Source organism: Microbulbifer variabilis (genome assembly GCF_020524905.1).
Lineage (GTDB): Bacteria > Pseudomonadota > Gammaproteobacteria > Pseudomonadales > Cellvibrionaceae > Microbulbifer > Microbulbifer variabilis_A.
Window position 1 is genome coordinate 1 of the sequence record NZ_JAIVKI010000031.1, and the last position, 16,543, is coordinate 16,543.

At 48.2% G+C, this 16,543-nt stretch carries 10 protein-coding genes and 2 pseudogenes; 8 read left to right on the top strand and 4 right to left on the bottom strand.

Translation table 11 applies throughout. The features are described from left to right. Positions 1 to 104: 104 nt before the first annotated feature. Together LC073_RS20620 and putA are read right to left on the bottom strand one after the other, a co-directional pair. A complete protein-coding gene (locus LC073_RS20620) occupies positions 105 to 407 on the bottom strand; it encodes an esterase FrsA (protein ID WP_226649396.1) in 303 nt (100 codons plus the stop codon). A 406-nt stretch (positions 408 to 813) separates the two neighbouring features. After that, positions 814 to 3,960, bottom strand: coding sequence for a bifunctional proline dehydrogenase/L-glutamate gamma-semialdehyde dehydrogenase PutA (gene putA / locus LC073_RS20625; RefSeq protein WP_226649398.1), 3,147 nt, complete (start codon positions 3,958 to 3,960; stop codon positions 814 to 816). 141 nt (positions 3,961 to 4,101) lie between these two features. Between putA and LC073_RS20630 the strand changes: the two genes are divergently transcribed. The 5 genes from LC073_RS20630 (at position 4,102) to LC073_RS20650 (ending at position 10,945) form a co-directional block, all read left to right on the top strand. After that, the gene (locus LC073_RS20630; protein WP_152453935.1) at positions 4,102 to 4,611 is read left to right on the top strand and encodes an Lrp/AsnC ligand binding domain-containing protein; all 510 of its coding nucleotides are present in this window, start codon (positions 4,102 to 4,104) and stop codon (positions 4,609 to 4,611) included. A 305-nt stretch (positions 4,612 to 4,916) separates the two neighbouring features. Then, entirely contained in the window at positions 4,917 to 6,071 is a 1,155-nt protein-coding gene (locus LC073_RS20635) for an acyl-CoA dehydrogenase family protein (protein WP_226649400.1), read from the top strand. 279 nt (positions 6,072 to 6,350) lie between these two features. Further along, entirely contained in the window at positions 6,351 to 8,354 is a 2,004-nt protein-coding gene (locus LC073_RS20640; RefSeq protein WP_226649402.1) for an alkyl/aryl-sulfatase, read from the top strand. Positions 8,355 to 8,629: 275 nt separating this feature from the next. Continuing rightward, positions 8,630 to 9,670, top strand: coding sequence for a phytanoyl-CoA dioxygenase family protein (locus tag LC073_RS20645; protein WP_226649404.1), 1,041 nt, complete (start codon positions 8,630 to 8,632; stop codon positions 9,668 to 9,670). A gap of 48 nt (positions 9,671 to 9,718) precedes the next feature. Then, on the top strand, positions 9,719 to 10,945 hold the full coding sequence (locus LC073_RS20650; RefSeq protein WP_226649406.1) for a phytanoyl-CoA dioxygenase family protein: 1,227 nt from the start codon (positions 9,719 to 9,721) through the stop codon (positions 10,943 to 10,945). 277 nt (positions 10,946 to 11,222) lie between these two features. On the opposite strand, the pseudogene LC073_RS20655 reads toward LC073_RS20650, so the two are convergent. Together LC073_RS20655 and LC073_RS20660 are read right to left on the bottom strand one after the other, a co-directional pair. Then, a pseudogene (locus LC073_RS20655) lies at positions 11,223 to 11,804 on the bottom strand (IS5 family transposase); the annotation flags it as partial. Continuing rightward, positions 11,800 to 11,979, bottom strand: coding sequence for a hypothetical protein (locus LC073_RS20660; protein WP_226649408.1), 180 nt, complete (start codon positions 11,977 to 11,979; stop codon positions 11,800 to 11,802). The pseudogene LC073_RS20655 and the gene LC073_RS20660, both read right to left, overlap by 5 nt. Positions 11,980 to 12,286: 307 nt before the next feature. On the opposite strand from LC073_RS20660, the gene LC073_RS20665 reads away from it, so the two are divergent. The 3 genes and pseudogenes from LC073_RS20665 to LC073_RS20675 form a co-directional block, all read left to right on the top strand. Continuing rightward, positions 12,287 to 13,312: an IS630 family transposase gene (locus LC073_RS20665; protein WP_226649410.1), complete on the top strand. Its 1,026-nt coding sequence runs from the start codon at positions 12,287 to 12,289 to the stop codon at positions 13,310 to 13,312. Positions 13,313 to 13,856: 544 nt separating this feature from the next. Further along, positions 13,857 to 14,558: a hypothetical protein gene (locus LC073_RS20670; RefSeq protein ID WP_226649412.1), complete on the top strand. Its 702-nt coding sequence runs from the start codon at positions 13,857 to 13,859 to the stop codon at positions 14,556 to 14,558. Positions 14,559 to 15,703: 1,145 nt separating this feature from the next. After that, positions 15,704 to 16,039 (top strand): annotated as a pseudogene (locus LC073_RS20675) (LexA family protein); the annotation flags it as partial. Positions 16,040 to 16,543: the final 504 nt, after the last annotated feature.

The following is a 16,543-nucleotide window of genomic DNA, read 5'->3' on the forward strand; positions in this document are numbered from 1 at the left end:
AGGCAGAAAAAATGGAGATAACTATGTATAGAAAGTAGGATTTCGAGTAAAAAATAGGCACTTTTAGCTATAGGAAGCTTGATACAAGGCTAAAGGCTGATTTTTCAGAGGATCCCTAAACCCAGAACAGCAACACCGTGAGGGGCGATCATTTCACCGTTAGCATTACCTGTATCTAATCCCCCCTCAGAACCTCCAAAAGCAATAACTACAGGAAGTTTTTTTTCAGTTTTAGGTAAATACAAGTTTGCAACTAAGTTCTTATGCTCAACTTTACTTACCTCATATTCGTGGCTTTCAGCTTGTAATGAAAAAGGAACTAATGAACCAATTAGAAGTAAAAAAGGTATGAAATTATGCACGAAATCTCCTTGTAGTGCTAACAGTGTATTCAAAAGCAGCTGCATTATATCCCCGATCGTATATCCCAACACCAAAAGCCGCAGGCCTAGCAAAAAAACCAGAAAATTCAGTCTGTTAGACATAATTAGTACAAACGTCAGAATGTGGATATGAGACGCTGCTTATATATCTTGTTATTTCGTGGCTTTTGATCTTATTGGCAATACCTTAAAAGTCAATGAGTTAGCTGGTTGCTCCAGTGGATATGTGCTGCTGCTTTTGATCCTGGAAAAATCGAGCAAAAAGTGCCGTAGCTGTACGATTTTCAAGCACTATTGCCATTTAAAAAGTTACATTTGCGGATTTGGTTAAATAGGGTGGAGCTGTGAGCGCTGGGGAAGGGGGTGGTAGGTGGTTGCGATTTTAAAGTAAAAAAAAGCGGGCAAAGCCCGCTCTTTCTGTCCTTAATGACTACTGCACCAAGCTAAACAGCTGTGTATTACCACCAGTGGCAACGGTATTAATAGTTTTGGTTTTCTCAATGGCGAAGCGGAATAGGTAATGGGGGCCGCCGGCTTTAAAGCCGGTGCCGGAGAGGCCCTGGCCGCCGAAGGGGTTTACACCGACCACTGCGCCTACCATATCTCGGTTTACATAGCAGTTACCCACCTTCACGCGTTTGAATATCGCGTCTGCACGGCCTTCGATACGGGAGTGCAAGCCGAAGGTAAGTCCGTAGCCGGTAGCGTTGATGCGGCGGATTACGTCTTCCAGTTCCTCGGCCTTGAAGCGCACTACGTGCAGGAAGGGGCCGAAAACTTCGCGTTTCAGCACGGAGAAGTCTTCAATCTCTACAACCTGTGGGCCGAAGAAGGTGCCTGTGTTGGGTTTCTTGTTTTCATCGAAGGCGAACAGTGGTTTGGCTTCTTTGGCCATACGTTCACGATGAGTTTCCAGCATGCCCAGGGCTTTTTCGTCGATCACGGGGCCGATATCGGTTTCCAGTTTACTGGGGTCGCCGAGGGTGAGTTCCTCGCAAGCGCCTTTGAGCATATTGAGCAGGTTATCTGCAATCACGTCCTGCACACACAGAATACGCAGGGCGGAGCAGCGTTGGCCGGCACTCAGGAAGGCGGATTGAATCACATCATCGACTACCTGCTCGGGCAGGGCAGTGGAGTCCACGACCATCACGTTCTGGCCGCCGGTTTCGGCGATCAGCGGTACGATCGGGCCCTCTTTGGCCGCCAGCTGTTGGTTGATCAGGCGTGCGGTTTCGGTGGAGCCGGTAAAGGCTACGCCGCCAAGGCGCGGATCTTCGATCAGCAGTTTACCTACGGCGGCGCCGGTACCGGTAATCAGGTGCAGTACCTTGGGGGGAACGCCGGCGTCGAGCATGATACGCACGGCGTGGGCGGCGATGATCGGGGTTTGCTCGGCGGGTTTGGCCAGTACCGCGTTACCGGCGGCAAGGGCGGCGACCACTTGGCCGGTAAAGATGGCCAGGGGGAAGTTCCAGGGGCTGATGGCCACAAATACACCGCGGCCGCCGAGGAACAGTTGGTTCTTTTCACCGGTGGGGCCGGGCAGCTCGGTGGGCTCACTGAAGTGTTGGCGCGCGGCATTGGCGTAGTAGCGGCAGAAGTCTACGGCTTCGCGCACTTCACTGATGCCGTCGTTTAGGGTACGTCCCGCTTCCAGGCAGATAATGGCTGCCAGTTCGTTGATTTTCTTTTCATAGAAGTCGGCGATGCGATCGAGAATCGCCGCGCGGCTGTTGCCACCCTGGCGGTCCCAGTCGATCTGCGCCTCGGTGGCGGAGGCGTAGGCTCGCTCAATCAAATGTTTGTCGGTATTGGCGGTATGGCCAATCACCTCACCGCTGGCCGGGTTGTAGACCGGCTCTTCCGCCTTGCCCATGACACCGTCGACAATGGGGCCACCGAGGAAGTGTTTGCCCTGTTGTTTTTGCAGCTCTTCCAATAAGGGTTCTACAGCCTGTGGGTCGGTCAGTTCGATGCCGTGTGAATTTTTCCGTGGTAGGGCCTCTGCGCCCATATAAATATTCTCCGGTACAGGAATTTGCGGGTGACGGAGGGGGTTGCAGGCTTCACTTAAATCGAGGGTGTCCTGCACCAGCGCTTCGATGGGTGTGTTCTCATCCATAAAGCGGTTGACGAAAGAGCTGTTGGCGCCGTTCTCCAGCAGGCGGCGCACCAGATAGGGCAGCAGATCGCGGTGGGCACCCACAGGGGCATAAACCCGCACAGGCACGCTTTTACCGTGCACGGCTTCAACCTGTGCGTATAGCAGGTGGCCCATGCCGTGCAGGCGCTGAAATTCAAAATTGGTGCGATCGCCGGCCATTTCCAAAATCAGGCCCACGGTATAGGCGTTGTGGGTTGCGAACTGCGGGTAAATCGCTTCTTCCGCGTCCAGCAGTTTTTTGGCACACACTTGGTAGGACAAGTCGGTGTGGCACTTGCGTGTGTACACCGGGTAATCGCTCAGGCCCATCTGTTGGGCGTGTTTGATTTCGCTGTCCCAGTAGGCGCCTTTCACCAGGCGCACCATCAGTTTGCGGCCAGTGTCGCGCCCCAGGGCAATCAGCCAGTCCGCCACATGGGGTGCGCGCTTCTGGTAGGCCTGTAAAACAAAACCAAGGCCCTGCCAGTCTTTCAGTTCCGGGTCGCGCGCCAGGGCTTCAAAAATATCCAGGGAAATGTCCAGGCGCTCGGCTTCTTCCGCGTCGATATTCAGGCCCATATCGTATTTGGCGGCGGCCACACACAGGCGTTTTACCTGGGGCAGCAGTTCGCCCATCACGCGTTCGCGCTGCAGCACGCTGTAGCGGGGGTGTAGGGCGGAGAGTTTGATAGAGATGCCGTTGGCTTCGACAACATCGCGCTTATTGTTGTCTTTGCCGATGGCTTCGATAGCCATCATATAAGCGTCGTAATAGCGCTGGGCGTCGGCCATGGTGCGCGCACCTTCGCCGAGCATATCGAAGGAGAAGCGGGTGCCGGGCAGGTTTTCCTTGGGGCCGCGCTTCAGGGCTTCTTCAATAGTGCGGCCCAATACATATTGGCCGCCCATAATTTTCATGGCCTGCATCATGGAGGTGCGCACCATGGGCTCGCCGATGCGGCTGATCAGGCGCTTCATCCAGTGAGAGGGGCGCTCGGTGATATCCGGGTCCAGCTCGACCACGCTGCCGGTGAGCATCAACCCCCAGGTGGAGGCGTTCACGAACAGGGAATCCGACTGGCCACGATGGCTGGACCAGTTGCCGGAATGCACTTTCTCGGCAATCAGTTTGTCGGCAGTATCTGCATCGGGAACCCTGAGGAGGGATTCCGCCAGGCACATCAGTGCCACGCCTTCTTTATTGGAAAGGCCGAACTGCTGCAGGAAGGCATCGAGCGTGCCGCGCTTGCTGCGCTGCTGGCGAGAGTGGCGCACCAACTCGCGCGAGGTGTTCAGAATTTTCTTGCGCAGGGCGTCACTGGGGCGGGGGGCGGCCAGGAGCTCACTAACACACTGGTTTTCGTCGGCGTGCAAATACTCGTGTGCCCGCTCCCGGGCATTCTGGAGATCTCCGGCGAAGTTTGTCGACATATCGTCTCCCAAGCTCTATATCTAGGGTCAGAATAAAAGACCGGATTATGTGCGAAAGCGCTTAGAATTAATCGCCATTTTGGCGACGGTTGTGGTTAAATATCACGCCTAAAAGCGTGATTGCCAGTAGGGTATTTTGTAATGTCTCGACAGTTGGAAGATCTGGATCGTATCGATCGCCAAATACTGCGGATTCTTCAACGGCATGGCCGCCTGCCAAACGTGGAGTTGGCGCGCCGTGTGAACCTCAGTCCCACCCCTTGCCTCGAACGTGTCAAGCGCCTCGAACGGGAAGGTTTTATTCGTGATTATGTGGCGCTGCTGGACCCCCTCAAAGTCCATGCCGGTTTGGTGGTTTATATTCAGGTGACTCTGAACAACACCGCTACCGAGGCCCTGGAGGCCTTTAACCAGCATGTGGCGGGCCTTGAGGAAGTGCAGGAATGTCATATGGTGGCCGGCGGCTTTGACTATCTTGTGAAGATTCGCATTAAGGATATGCTGGGTTACCGCCGTTTTCTCGGTGAGAAGCTGGCTTCAGTGCCGGGTGTGCGTGAGACCCATACCTATGTGGTGATGGAGGAAGTGAAAACCGATACCGCCGTTGCGGTGCCCGATCCAGAGCCCAAAAGTAAAACAACCAGGCGCTAGGCCTGGCGTTCAAGCGGTCAGGGATGGCCGAAACGCTCGCCACTTGGCAGATAAAAAACAGATAAGGTTGCCGAGCCGGTGGAAGAATGACCACTGATTATGTGCCTTGGCGGTACAAGTCCGACCTGGACTACACCCATAATTACTTCCCAGCACCGTAAACCTTCCTATTGATTGCAGATTTCCCTGGGGAAAATGGCGAATTGGCAATCATTGTCGGCCGGGATTTTATTATCCTCGTCATAATGTATGCGCGGCGCCTGTGCCGTCCGATCCAACCGCGATAACTATAAAGTAGGTACTGTATGGATTTCTCATTGAGCGAAGAGCAGCAGATGATTCAGGATGCTGCGCGACAGTTTGCCGAGAGTGAATTGAAGCCTATCGCCGCAGAGCTCGATAAAACCGGCAACCGCGAGTTACTGCTGAGCAAATTAAAAGCCTTGGCTGAACTGGGCTTTATGGGGATCAATATCGATCCCAACTACGGTGGCACTGGTGCTGGCACCATAGCCTTCAGCCTGGCAATTACCGAACTCGCGCGCGGCTGCGGTTCCACGGCCACGACCACCTCAGTCACTAACATGGTGGCCGAAGTCATCCAGGCGGTTGGCAATGAAGAGCAGCGGCAAAAATATCTGCCCAAAATCTGCAGCGGTGAATACGCGGCTGGTTCTTTTTGCCTGACAGAACCGGGTTCTGGCTCCGATGCTGCAGCCATGCGCACCCGTGCCGTTAAGGACGGTGACGATTACGTGATAAACGGCAGCAAACTGTTTATCAGTAGTGCTGAATTTGCCGGCATTTTTGTCGTTTGGGCGGTGACGGATTCCGAGGCTGCCAAAGGCAAGGGTATTAGCTGCTTCTTGGTAGAGGCCGGCACACCGGGCCTGATTATTGGCAAGGCTGAGGAGAAGATGGGGCAAAAAGCCTCCGTAACCAACGAAGTCTCCTTCGATAACTGCCGAATCCCCGCCGCCAATCTGTTGGGCGAAGAGAATCGCGGCTTCCGCATTGCCGCCGGCGAGCTGGCGGGCGGGCGCATTGGTATCGGCTCGCTGGCGCTGGGCATCGGCCTTGAGGCTCTGGACTGCGCTCGCAGTTATATGCACGAGCGCGAGCAATTCGGCAAGAAGCTGGCCCAGTTCCAAGGCTTGCAGTGGCAGTTGGCCGATAAATATACCGAGTTGGAAGGCGCGCGTTTGCTGCTGTTACAAGCTGCCTGGCAGAAAGATGCCGGCCAGGCTTTTGGCCCGGCGGCCTCAATGGGCAAGCTGTTCGCCAGCGAAAAAGCTAATGAGGCCTGCTACCTGGCGCTGCAGATTCACGGCGGGGTAGGCTACACCCGTGAGTATCCGCTGGAGCGAATGAGCCGTGATGTGCGTATCACCACTATTTACGAAGGCACTAGCGAAATACAGCGCCTGATTATCGCCCGTCACCTGCTGGATGTGCGTTGATGGAATTCAGCTATCGGTGGCTTGCAGTATAAGGTCCTGTCGATAGTCGCCGACTCATTCCGAGTTCCTAAAACCGCATTCCATATTGTCCTAATCAGGATGGCTTAGCCAGCCCCCGCTTTTCTTAGTGGGGCTGGCCACAAGCACATATTCTCTACCTGCCTATAATCCCTCCTACTCTTTAACAGGAAAGTTTTTCCTCTCCTTCAGATTCCGTCATTTTCTGTTTGTCGGCAGGTTCACTGCAGGGTTGAAGAAACTCAAGATTGGGTGAGAAAAATGAAAAAACACCAGGACATTTTTGTCGGGATCGAAGCTCTCATCTTTGTTTTGTTTTTATCCATACCCTGTCCATTGCCAGCACAAGAACCAAAGCCTGCCAGTTTGAGCACTAAAAAGGAAAACAACGCCGTACTGAAAGAGCTGCCATTTGCCAATCGCCAGGATTTTGCCGATGTAAAGCGTGGTTTTATTGCGCCTTTACCCAATAACGGCATTATCAACAATAAAAAGGGTAATCCGGTGTGGAACCTGGAGGCCTTCCAGTTCGCCAATGACCAGCAAGCCCCCGATACCGCCAACCCCAGCCTCTGGAGACAGCTCCAATTAATTTCCCAGGGCGGGCTCTATGAAGTGACACCGCGTATCTACCAGGTGCGCAGTGCGGATCTCTCTAATATCACCTTTATCGAAGGGGATAGTGGGGTCATTGTGATGGATCCTTTAATCTCTGCGGAGACCGCAAAAGCTGCATTGAATTTATATCGTGAGCATCGGGGGAATAAACCGATAGTGGCGGTGATCTATACCCATAGCCATGTCGATCACTACGGCGGTGTGCGCGGGGTAGTGAACGAAGAGGAGGTTAAATCTGGCAGGGTTAAAGTGATCGCGCCCAAAGATTTTTTAATTGAGGCGGTGAGTGAAAATGTGTTCGCCGGTAATCATATGGCGCGCCGCGCCAGCTTTATGTATGGCAACCTGCTGCCCAAAGACCCGAAGGGCACTCTGGGAGCGGGTTTGGGATTGGAAACATCCACGGGTACTGTCACTCTGATTGAGCCCACAGATACGATCAGTAAAACAGGTGAGACCAGAAAAATTGATGGCCTTACCTTTGAGTTTTTGATGGCGCCTGGTTCCGAGGCGCCTGCGGAAATGCACTTCTATATTCCCGAGCTAAAGGCGCTTACCGCCGCCGAGAATGCCACCCATACACTACATAACCTTTACACATTGCGTGGCGCCAAGGTGCGCAATGCACGGGCCTGGTCCCGCTATCTCAATGAAACGCTGCAGCGTTGGGGGGGAAGGGTGGAGGTGCTGTTTGCCCCGCATCACTGGCCCACCTGGGGGCAGGAGAATGTTATCAACCATTTGAAAAAGCAGCGCGATTTATATAAGTACCTCAATGACCAAACTCTGCGTTTGGCCAATCACGGCTACAACATGGTTCAGACCGCCGAGTTGATGAAGCTGCCCCCAGAGCTTTCCCAATACTGGGCCAATCGCGGCTATTACGGCAGTGTCAATCACGATACCCGCGCGGTATGGAATTACTATCTTGGTTTCTTTGATGGAAATCCTGCCCGTCTCTACCCGATGCCTCCCACTGCTGCCGGGAAAAAATATGTTCAATATATGGGTGGTGCGGCCAATGTCATAAAGCAAGCCAAGAGAGACTATGAGGCTGGAGAGTACCGCTGGGTAGTCGAAGTGCTAGATAAGCTGGTTTCCGCTGAGCCTAACAATCGTGCGGCGCGAGATTTGTTAGCCAACGCATTGGAACAGATGGGTTACCAGCAGGAAAACGGCACCTGGAGAAACTTTTTTTTAAGTGGTGCCAGGGAGTTGCGCCACGGAATAGAGCGATTTCCGGTTCCATTGACTGCCAGCGCTGACACCATTCGCAGTATGCCCACTGTACTAATTTTTGATTACTTGGGAATTCGCTTGAATGGTCCCAAGGCGATAGGTAAACAGATTGCCATCAATATCACCTTACCGGATGTCAAGGAAGAATACTCTCTAGTGCTGGAAAATGCTGTGCTTAACTATGGAGCCCCAGTTGAGAAGCCCCAGAGTGCTGTCACGATCAATCGTAGTGATCTCAACGATATTATCCTTGGGACATCTACAATCCAGGAAAAAATAGATAATAGCGCATTGAGAATTGATGGCGATGCAGATCAGCTGAGGGTGCTGCTTTCTTTGATGGATAAGTTCGATTTCTGGTGGAACCTGGTTACTCCAGAGCCGATGAATAAGGCTTCTGAGGAATAGCTGATGTTTCTTCTTCTATTTTATATCAGGAGTAAGAGTGTGGTGCCTGGGCAAGCACTTTCCTGGCAACCTAATGAATTTAATCCGGAGTATTTATGAAAGAGAGTACCTTGGAGGAAATGCTTGAGGGTATTGGTACTCTTGAGGAGAGTGCAAATTTTGAGGTGTCCTTGGGGCAAAATATAAAGATTCTGTGTATGATGGCTTTGGCCATAGGTTACCGTTTCCTGATTGCTCCCTGGAAAATTAAGACTCGAGCACACTTCTATACGGAAATGGAAAAACTAAAGCAGCTACCAATAAGGGTGCCCTCTGAGAAATCGATATCAACTGGGGAAGGAGGCTGTTTTCTGAAGAAAGAGTCTCTGGAATTCTTTAAAAAGAATGGATATTTACCTCCTTTCAAAGTTTTAACCGCCGAAGAGGCTGAAAACCTCAAAGATATGGTGCTCAAGGAATATGATGATGGCTTTCATGGGGTGAGCTTTTATGGAGATAAAATTAGAGAGATAGAAATAAGGCATGGCAAGTGGCCTATTGAGGACGCAGGAACCTATCAAGCTCTCCGTTTAAAACCTTTTAGAGATTTATTGCGTAAGCCGCAAATTGCTCAGCGACTGGCGAGTTTGCTGGGGGATGAAGTTATCTGTTGGAGATCGCAGTTCTTTTATAAGAAGCCGGGAACAGAAGCTACCGTATGGCACCAGAATGCCACCTTCAGGGAAACAGGCAAAGATGCCAAGCTGGAGCCCACCAAGGATACATCACCAGCACTAATACAGCTCAATGCATGGGTGGCGTTAACCGACTCAACAAAGGAGAATGGATGTTTGCGCCTATTGCCGGGTTCTTTTACTGACGCAAGAGTTCATTACTTATACGATTTTGCCCAAAATCATCGTGGAATTTACTTTTCCATGCTTCCCCTCTCTCTATCAGATTTTTATAAATATAAGAAAATTGGTCTCTATGGCTCTATAGTCGGCAAGAGTGCCCTAATATTTCTAACGGCAATCAAATTATTGGGTGAGGAATTTTTAGACAGATTTGAGGTGCTTGATCTGGAGATGAAAGCCGGAGAGTGCTTGATTTTCTCCGCTCTGAATATGCATGCATCCTACCCGAATACTTCAAATAATAGTTTTAGGTTCTCTTTTCTTGGGCGCTGCACCTCTAGTGATGTACGGGTGGTACCTTCTGGTTGGGATATATTTGCTAGTACCGAGGGCCCCGTTGAGTTTGAGTTGCCTGAAGTACATACTTTTATGGTTTATGGGAGTGACTCTTATGGCTACAACAAAGTGCTAGCAGAATAAGATGGCTTGACCCGCTCATTTCTGCAAATCTTGGTAATGGTAATAGCAATGGCGAAAAAAAGTACTTTAAAGGAAATGCTGAAAGGGTTTGGTTCTCTAAAGGAAGTTGCTGATGGGTTCCAAATCACTGGCAGTCAATATCTCCGGGTATGGGTGATGATGGGGTTGGTAGTGCTTTACAAAGTATTCATTCTGCCATGGCAAAAGGATAAGAAAAAACAGTTATTTGATGACTTGGGTTCGCTAAAAAATATGACCTTGACCGTTCCGCGTGATATGCAGGAGAAATCAAAGCGTGATGGTTGCTTTCTGAACAATAAAGAATTGGATTTTTTTGAAAAAAACGGATATCTGCCACCATTTCGAGTGCTTTCTGAGAGTGAGGCGAAGCAGCTTAAGAATGAGCTTCAAGAAGAGTTTTCCTGTGATTTTCATGGGGAGATTTATTTGAGTGAGAAAATAAAAAATATAGCAAAAAGGCATGGCCAGTGGGTAATAGAGGGTGCCGGTCTTTACCAGGCTTTACGAATAAAGTCGCTCAGAGAACTATTTCGCAGACCGCAAATATCTGAACGTCTTGCCAGTATACTGGGTGATGAGGTCATGTGTTGGCGAAGCCAGATGTTTCATAAATCGCCCGGTTCAGAGGGGACAATATGGCATCAAAATGCAACTTTCCGTGAGAGTGGTAAATATGCCAAATTACAACCCACCCAGAAAATGGATCCGGCTGTCATTCAATTGAATGCCTGGGTGGCACTTACAGATTGCACAGAAGAAAATGGATGTTTGCGTTTATTGCCGGGATCAATGGCAGATGCCCGAATGGATTATCTTTATAGCTATTCCCAAGATAATAAAATATTTTATTTATCATTACAGCCCTTCTCTTTTACTTATTTATTTACGCTGCTCAAAATTGCCCTCTATGGAACAATTTTTGTTAAAAGTGTGTTGCTATTTCGTACAGCAGTTGAACTACTAGGTGAAGACTACTTTGATAAATTTGATGTAGTCGATATCCATATGAAAGCTGGTGAATGCTTAATCTTTTCCTCTTTAAATATGCATGCCTCTTACCCAAATACCAGTAAAGAGGATTCGCGCTTTTCTGTGGTGGCGCGCTGCACGCCAAATCATGTGAAGGTTGCTCCTTCCGGTGTTGATGTATATTCCACAGCGGAAGGTTTGGTTGAGTATAAGCTGCCTGATGTTCCTAATTTTCAAGTGTTTGGGGAAGACGCTTATGGGTACAATAAGATAATTGAAGATTAAGGCTGTGGGCTATCTACTTGTTCTGCTTTAATAAAGTCCCGCTAATGTTTTTGATACTTCTGTATTGTTTTAAGCCCCAGCTGCTTCAATGCTGATTTTGCGGAAACTGGGGAAATAACTAACTAGGGATGCTCTGAAAAATCAGCCTTTAGCATTGGATCAGGCTTCCTATAGCTAAAAATGCCTATTTTTTACTCGAAACCCTGCTTTCTATACATAGTTATCTCCATTTTTTCTGCCTTAGATCCACGTTTGGCGAATTTAAGGCACACTAACCCTAGGCCAGCAGATACCTTTTCCCAATTAGTAAGTTGGTAAAGCCAGCCAGCAGAAATAAGCGCTGAGTGTTTTTTTCTAAACCTCGATAGCGTACTTTGCCATACCCGAAGATATTTTTAATATATCGGAATGGGTGCTCTACTTTTGCCCTAACCTGCGCCTTTATTTTTTCTACCTTGCGCAACTCAGTTCGGCACGGACGATGCTTCAGGCGACTACGCTTCTCTGCAATAAGCCACTCCACATCTTTAGATTTAACCTCTTCTCGCTTTTCTGCACCCGTGTAGCCAGAATCCCCCCAAACTCGCTTCTCTTTACCATGCAGCAATTTTCCTGTTGCAGTAATGTCATGTTTGTTAGCGGCTGTTGTGTCGAGGCTATGTATGAGTCTGAGGGTGTCATCTGTACCGATATGCATCTTCATCCCGAAATGCCCCTGATTACCTTTTTTAGTTTGGTGCATTTCTGGGTCGCGCTTCTTCTTTTTGTTCTTAGTTGAAGTTGGAGCGGAGATAATAGTGGCATCTACAATGGTACCTTCACGCAGTGCCATGCCATTCTCAGCGAGGTGTTTATTAATTTCCCCAAATAGAGTTGACCACAACACCCCCGGCTGCCAGGGCGCCCTCATGGGCTGCAGCATAAATCCCCAGGGCAAGCCCATTTATGACAACATTACCTTTGGAGACAACATAGCCCGCGATTCTTCGGGCAATCTCCAGGCCGTCTGAGTAAGCTGACATTACCACGAGCATACAGTGTTGCTGGAGGATTGGGAGCATCTTCCAGGCTGGCTGGGTACGTCGGGTTGTTACGTTGGATATCAACTATTTCCATTACTAAACCGTTTTGCAGGGCGCTAGTGTTAGAACTACGTTTGCACCAGCCTGTTGGATTAGCCTTTCAGTAACTTGCAGTGAATTTTCGGTGGTAGTCACATCATCTAATAGAAAACTTGTGAAATTATTTTTTCAAAAACCAACAGTATCCTTTGCTGCTGCCCATGTAGTAATAGTACTAGCGAGGCAGAAATAATCAGTACACCCAGGTAATATGATCTGCATGAAATATGATGCCAGAAAACTTAGCACTGAGGAGCAGCACCTCATACGAAAAATTGCTGTTCAGCGAGTGTTTGATGGGGAATCTGCGGCGGAGGTTGGCCGTAGCTTAGGATTGGGGAGCAGAACTATTTTCCAATGGTTAAGGATTGCTCGAGAGAAAGGTATTGATGCGTTATCTCCAAAAACTAGACCTGATCGCGGTAGAAAGCTGTCAGCTATTGAAGAAGAGGAAGTCAAGCGTTGGATTATTGGTGGTGATCCAAGGCAGTATGGTTTTGACTTCGGGTTGTGGACACGTCAGATCGTATCGGATTTGATTTATGAGAGATTCAAGGTTGAACTCAGTGTTTCCAGTGTCGGTACACTTCTACATCGACTGGGTCTGACGCCACAAAAGCCGTTACGAAGAGCTTACGAGAGAGATGAGGAAGCGGTGAATAAATGGGTAAAGGAAGTCTACCCAAAGATTAAGCCTTATGCGAAAAAAACCGGGGCAGAAATATTTTGGTTGGATGAGGCTAGTATCAGATCCGACGATCCACTCCAAAGGACATGGGGAGAAAAAGGAAAAACTCCAGTGGTGAAAACTAGTGGTCAAAGACAGTCAATTAACGCGATCTCGGCTTTATCGAATAAAGGTGGCTTCTGGTATCATATTTACAGTGGAAAGTTTACGGTAGAAAAGTGCGTAGAATGCTTTAAAAATTTTCAGAGAAGTCAGAATAGGCCTGTAATTCTCATTGTTGATGGGCATCCAGTACACAAATCGAAGAAGGTGTTAGAGTATGTCAGCTCACAGGATAGAAATCTTGAAATGGTGTTCTTGCCGCCATATGCACCAGACTTAAATCCGGATGAATTAGTCTGGAATCACATGAAAAATATAGGGACCTCAAAGAAACCACTGAAAAAAAGTGAGACATTGTTGAGTCGCGCAAATGCAGATTTGCAGAGCATCAAGAAAAATAGAAAACTTGTGAAATTATTTTTTCAAGAACCGACAGTATTCTTTGCTGCTGCCTAGGTAGTAAGTAACTGTACGCTCGCACCAATATGCTTTGGATTCTGACCGCCCCGATATGGGTGATAGTTGAAGAGGTGCTCTATTGACATATCAAATTCCTTGTAATGCTTTGTGCCCTAGCAAAGTTTGATCGTAAATATACAGTGGAACTTTATGCCATAAAAATTGGATTAAATTTGATTAACCATTTCTGAATGAGCCTCGCTCATTATTTATATTAACTCAATGAGGGGCCGTAGGTTTTTTTGATTTGGAGAGTATTTGAAAGTCTGAGTCGGGATGAGAGTGGCAGGAATTGGGTTGAGCGAGTCTTCTTTGTTGTTGACGCTTCTATAGAAAAATTAATAATATTCCGATGGATGTTAGAGTTCTAAATTACATTTTGTCGAAATTGGCTTATTTATTTTGTTGGTACGATGGTATAGATAATGATAGAAAGCCGAGTTGGTGTGTGAGGCCTATCGGACTACAAAAAAGGTTTTACTTTTTTTTCTGTGTGGGTATTCTTCGCAACTCATTTCTTAAAGTAGTAGTGAATTTATTGATGAATAAGATAATTAAAATCACCTCCGCGACATTAGGGTTAACAATTTCCACAGTTGCATTTTCTGCAACATGTTCTACAAGTGGGTATGATCCAAGCAGCTATCCTAAGGGAAGCGAATATCCAGCTGTGGGTGTGCCAACAACTTTTTATCACGATGCCCGCCATGTTGATTACAGCGGGAAAACGGCAACATTCTCAACCTCTACCGGATTTGTAGGATGGGATGATTATAATTATCAGGATTTTAAATGGAGAGCCAAAGAGCCAATCACATTTATGACCAGAGGTCCTCACTGGGTAACAGTTAGAGATCCTTTGTCAGGCAAAACAATTTGTAATGACGTTTCGGTTCAAAATAAACCTAAAATGAGTAAGCTTTCTTTTAGCTCGTCCAATAAGACAGCAAAAATAAGTTACACCGTAGATGAATATTCCAAATTTGCCAGAGAGAATAAGTCTATGGCAATCATATTTCGGTGGAGATCAGATTTCTATGGGACTACTGGTAGTGCCGGAGGAGTCACTATCAATGGCTTAAGTGGCTCTGTCACTGGAAATATATCGGTCCCTGGTGGCGACGACCTTTATCAAATTGATGCCGTTCTTTCAGATGGTACTTATACTGCGGCGGTAAACCTGGGCTATATTAGAACTCAGGGTGATTCTAATCGGCCATGTGATCGCTGTAATAAGAACTAGATTACACAAGGCTATAAGAAGTTTACTTTAGCAAAAATAGTGATGGGTGCTGGGTTGACCTTTTGTGAGAAAGAGTCAGCCTAGCAACTAGTCTTTTTGGGTGAGTGAGACACACATTCAAGCACTCTTCCGGCGGTATCCTCCAGCTTCCCACTCAGCGCCTATATTTCCTACATAACCTGACTTCCTGAGCGCGAGGGAATAGGCGCCGGCTTCATCTTGCTCTGAAAGCTGTATATCCATACAGTGTTTTGATAGATTGCCCCTGTGTCGTCGGAAAGAAGGAGTTGGACCATGACATTTATAGAGGTTGAAGCCGAAATACGAGCTTGCTTGAACACTATTGAGATGACCGCAGACACTGCTGACCCAAAATCAGGGATATGCTAAAAGCGCAGATAAACACCCTGGATGCAGCTACCAACACCCTGGTTGATGAGCTAAACGCTCTAAACGAGAAGCAAGAACAGCTTAGAGAATTATTAAAGTAGTCAGGTAAGGTCAAGAAGTGGCGCAGTGGCCGATATCAACGTTGGTAAATACCTCGACGGATATCGCTATGTGCCGTTTGATTTGTTGGTTACTAAACATTCCTCAGAATCACCCGCGCCGTGATGTGCGGCTGTCGCTGTGGTTCAGTAAATCAGGGGGTCAGTTGGTGCTGCAGTGGGGGCCGCGCAAAATTAATCAGGATCGAAGTCAAGAGCAGCATTAATAGAATTGAATTGGTTGGCTATCGTGAGATAACCAACCTTCAAGGTTCTATCTAGCTATAAGTCTATCAGGGCGGGGGGAGGGGAATGTGTTTAATAATTTCTGGGCCGGCCTTGATATCTGTTTCTAGCTGCATGGTGTATATCCTTATCTTTGATGGGTAACACAAAATCGATCGACAGGTAGTGCACTTATTGCTGCTGACCGGTCAATTCTTTTGTGGAGTTTAACTTTACCTAAATTAAAAAGATCGGACAACATTTAAACCTAGTTTGGTATGGGTTTTTGATATTTGCTTGTACCAATTAGGAGCTCCAAAATTTTTGTGGATTAAGGGTGGGGGCAATATCCCACCCGCCTTTGGCTCTTTTCTTTAATCTTTCTGTATGTCTTCCTGTGTGCTGAGACGTTAGCTTCGGCTAGCAGATGACCACAAAGAAAAAACTCTAAGCCTCGATGAGCATTTAATAACCAATGCCCCAGCCACCTTCATGGCTCGCGCTAATGGCGACTCAATGCAGGGGGTGGGAATCTTCGACCGTGACATCCTCATTGTTGACCGCTCCCTGACACCAATGAAAGGGAATGTGGTAGTCGTGGCCCTGGATGGGCAACTGACCTGCAAAATCTTAGATAGAGGACGGGGGCGGCTGCTGTCGGCTAATGAGAAATATAGGCCAATCCCTATCTGGGAGGGCCAGGAACTGATAGTTGAGGGTGTTGTAAAGGCGTCAATTAGGTATCATCGCGCAACTGTAAGGGCTTAAGGAGCTCTTACTTTAAAAGCCGGGGCTGGTTACATATACAGTTAAAATCTGCGGTGCCAAAAACAGCCTGAGTGGCTGAGCTTCGGGGCAAACATGGTATATATTTATACAGTCTTTGGCACCTGAAAACCGGGTAACTTGTTGATGTTCAAGTTAGAGCACACTGCGTGTGGCTCCTGAGGTCGAGGGTTCGATCCCCGTCGGCCACCCCAGATTCCTCCTTGTTTATCAAGGACTTGAAACCCCGCCTAGTGCGGGGTTTTTTAGTTTTGGGCCTTTGAGGGGTAATTCGAGGGGGTAATTTTTACCACAATCGATTTTTTCGGCTCCCTCGATTGGATATTTATCCAGTATTTTTGTGTCTGACAAACTTCCCTAGTGGCCTATGCGGAAAATAAGGTTACGTAATTTGAGTTCGCGTATACTTGCCCCATGGATACTCCTGACGTTTTCACAATTACCGCTCATGATGCAGCGACCCTGGAAAGCTGGATTCGCAGCACC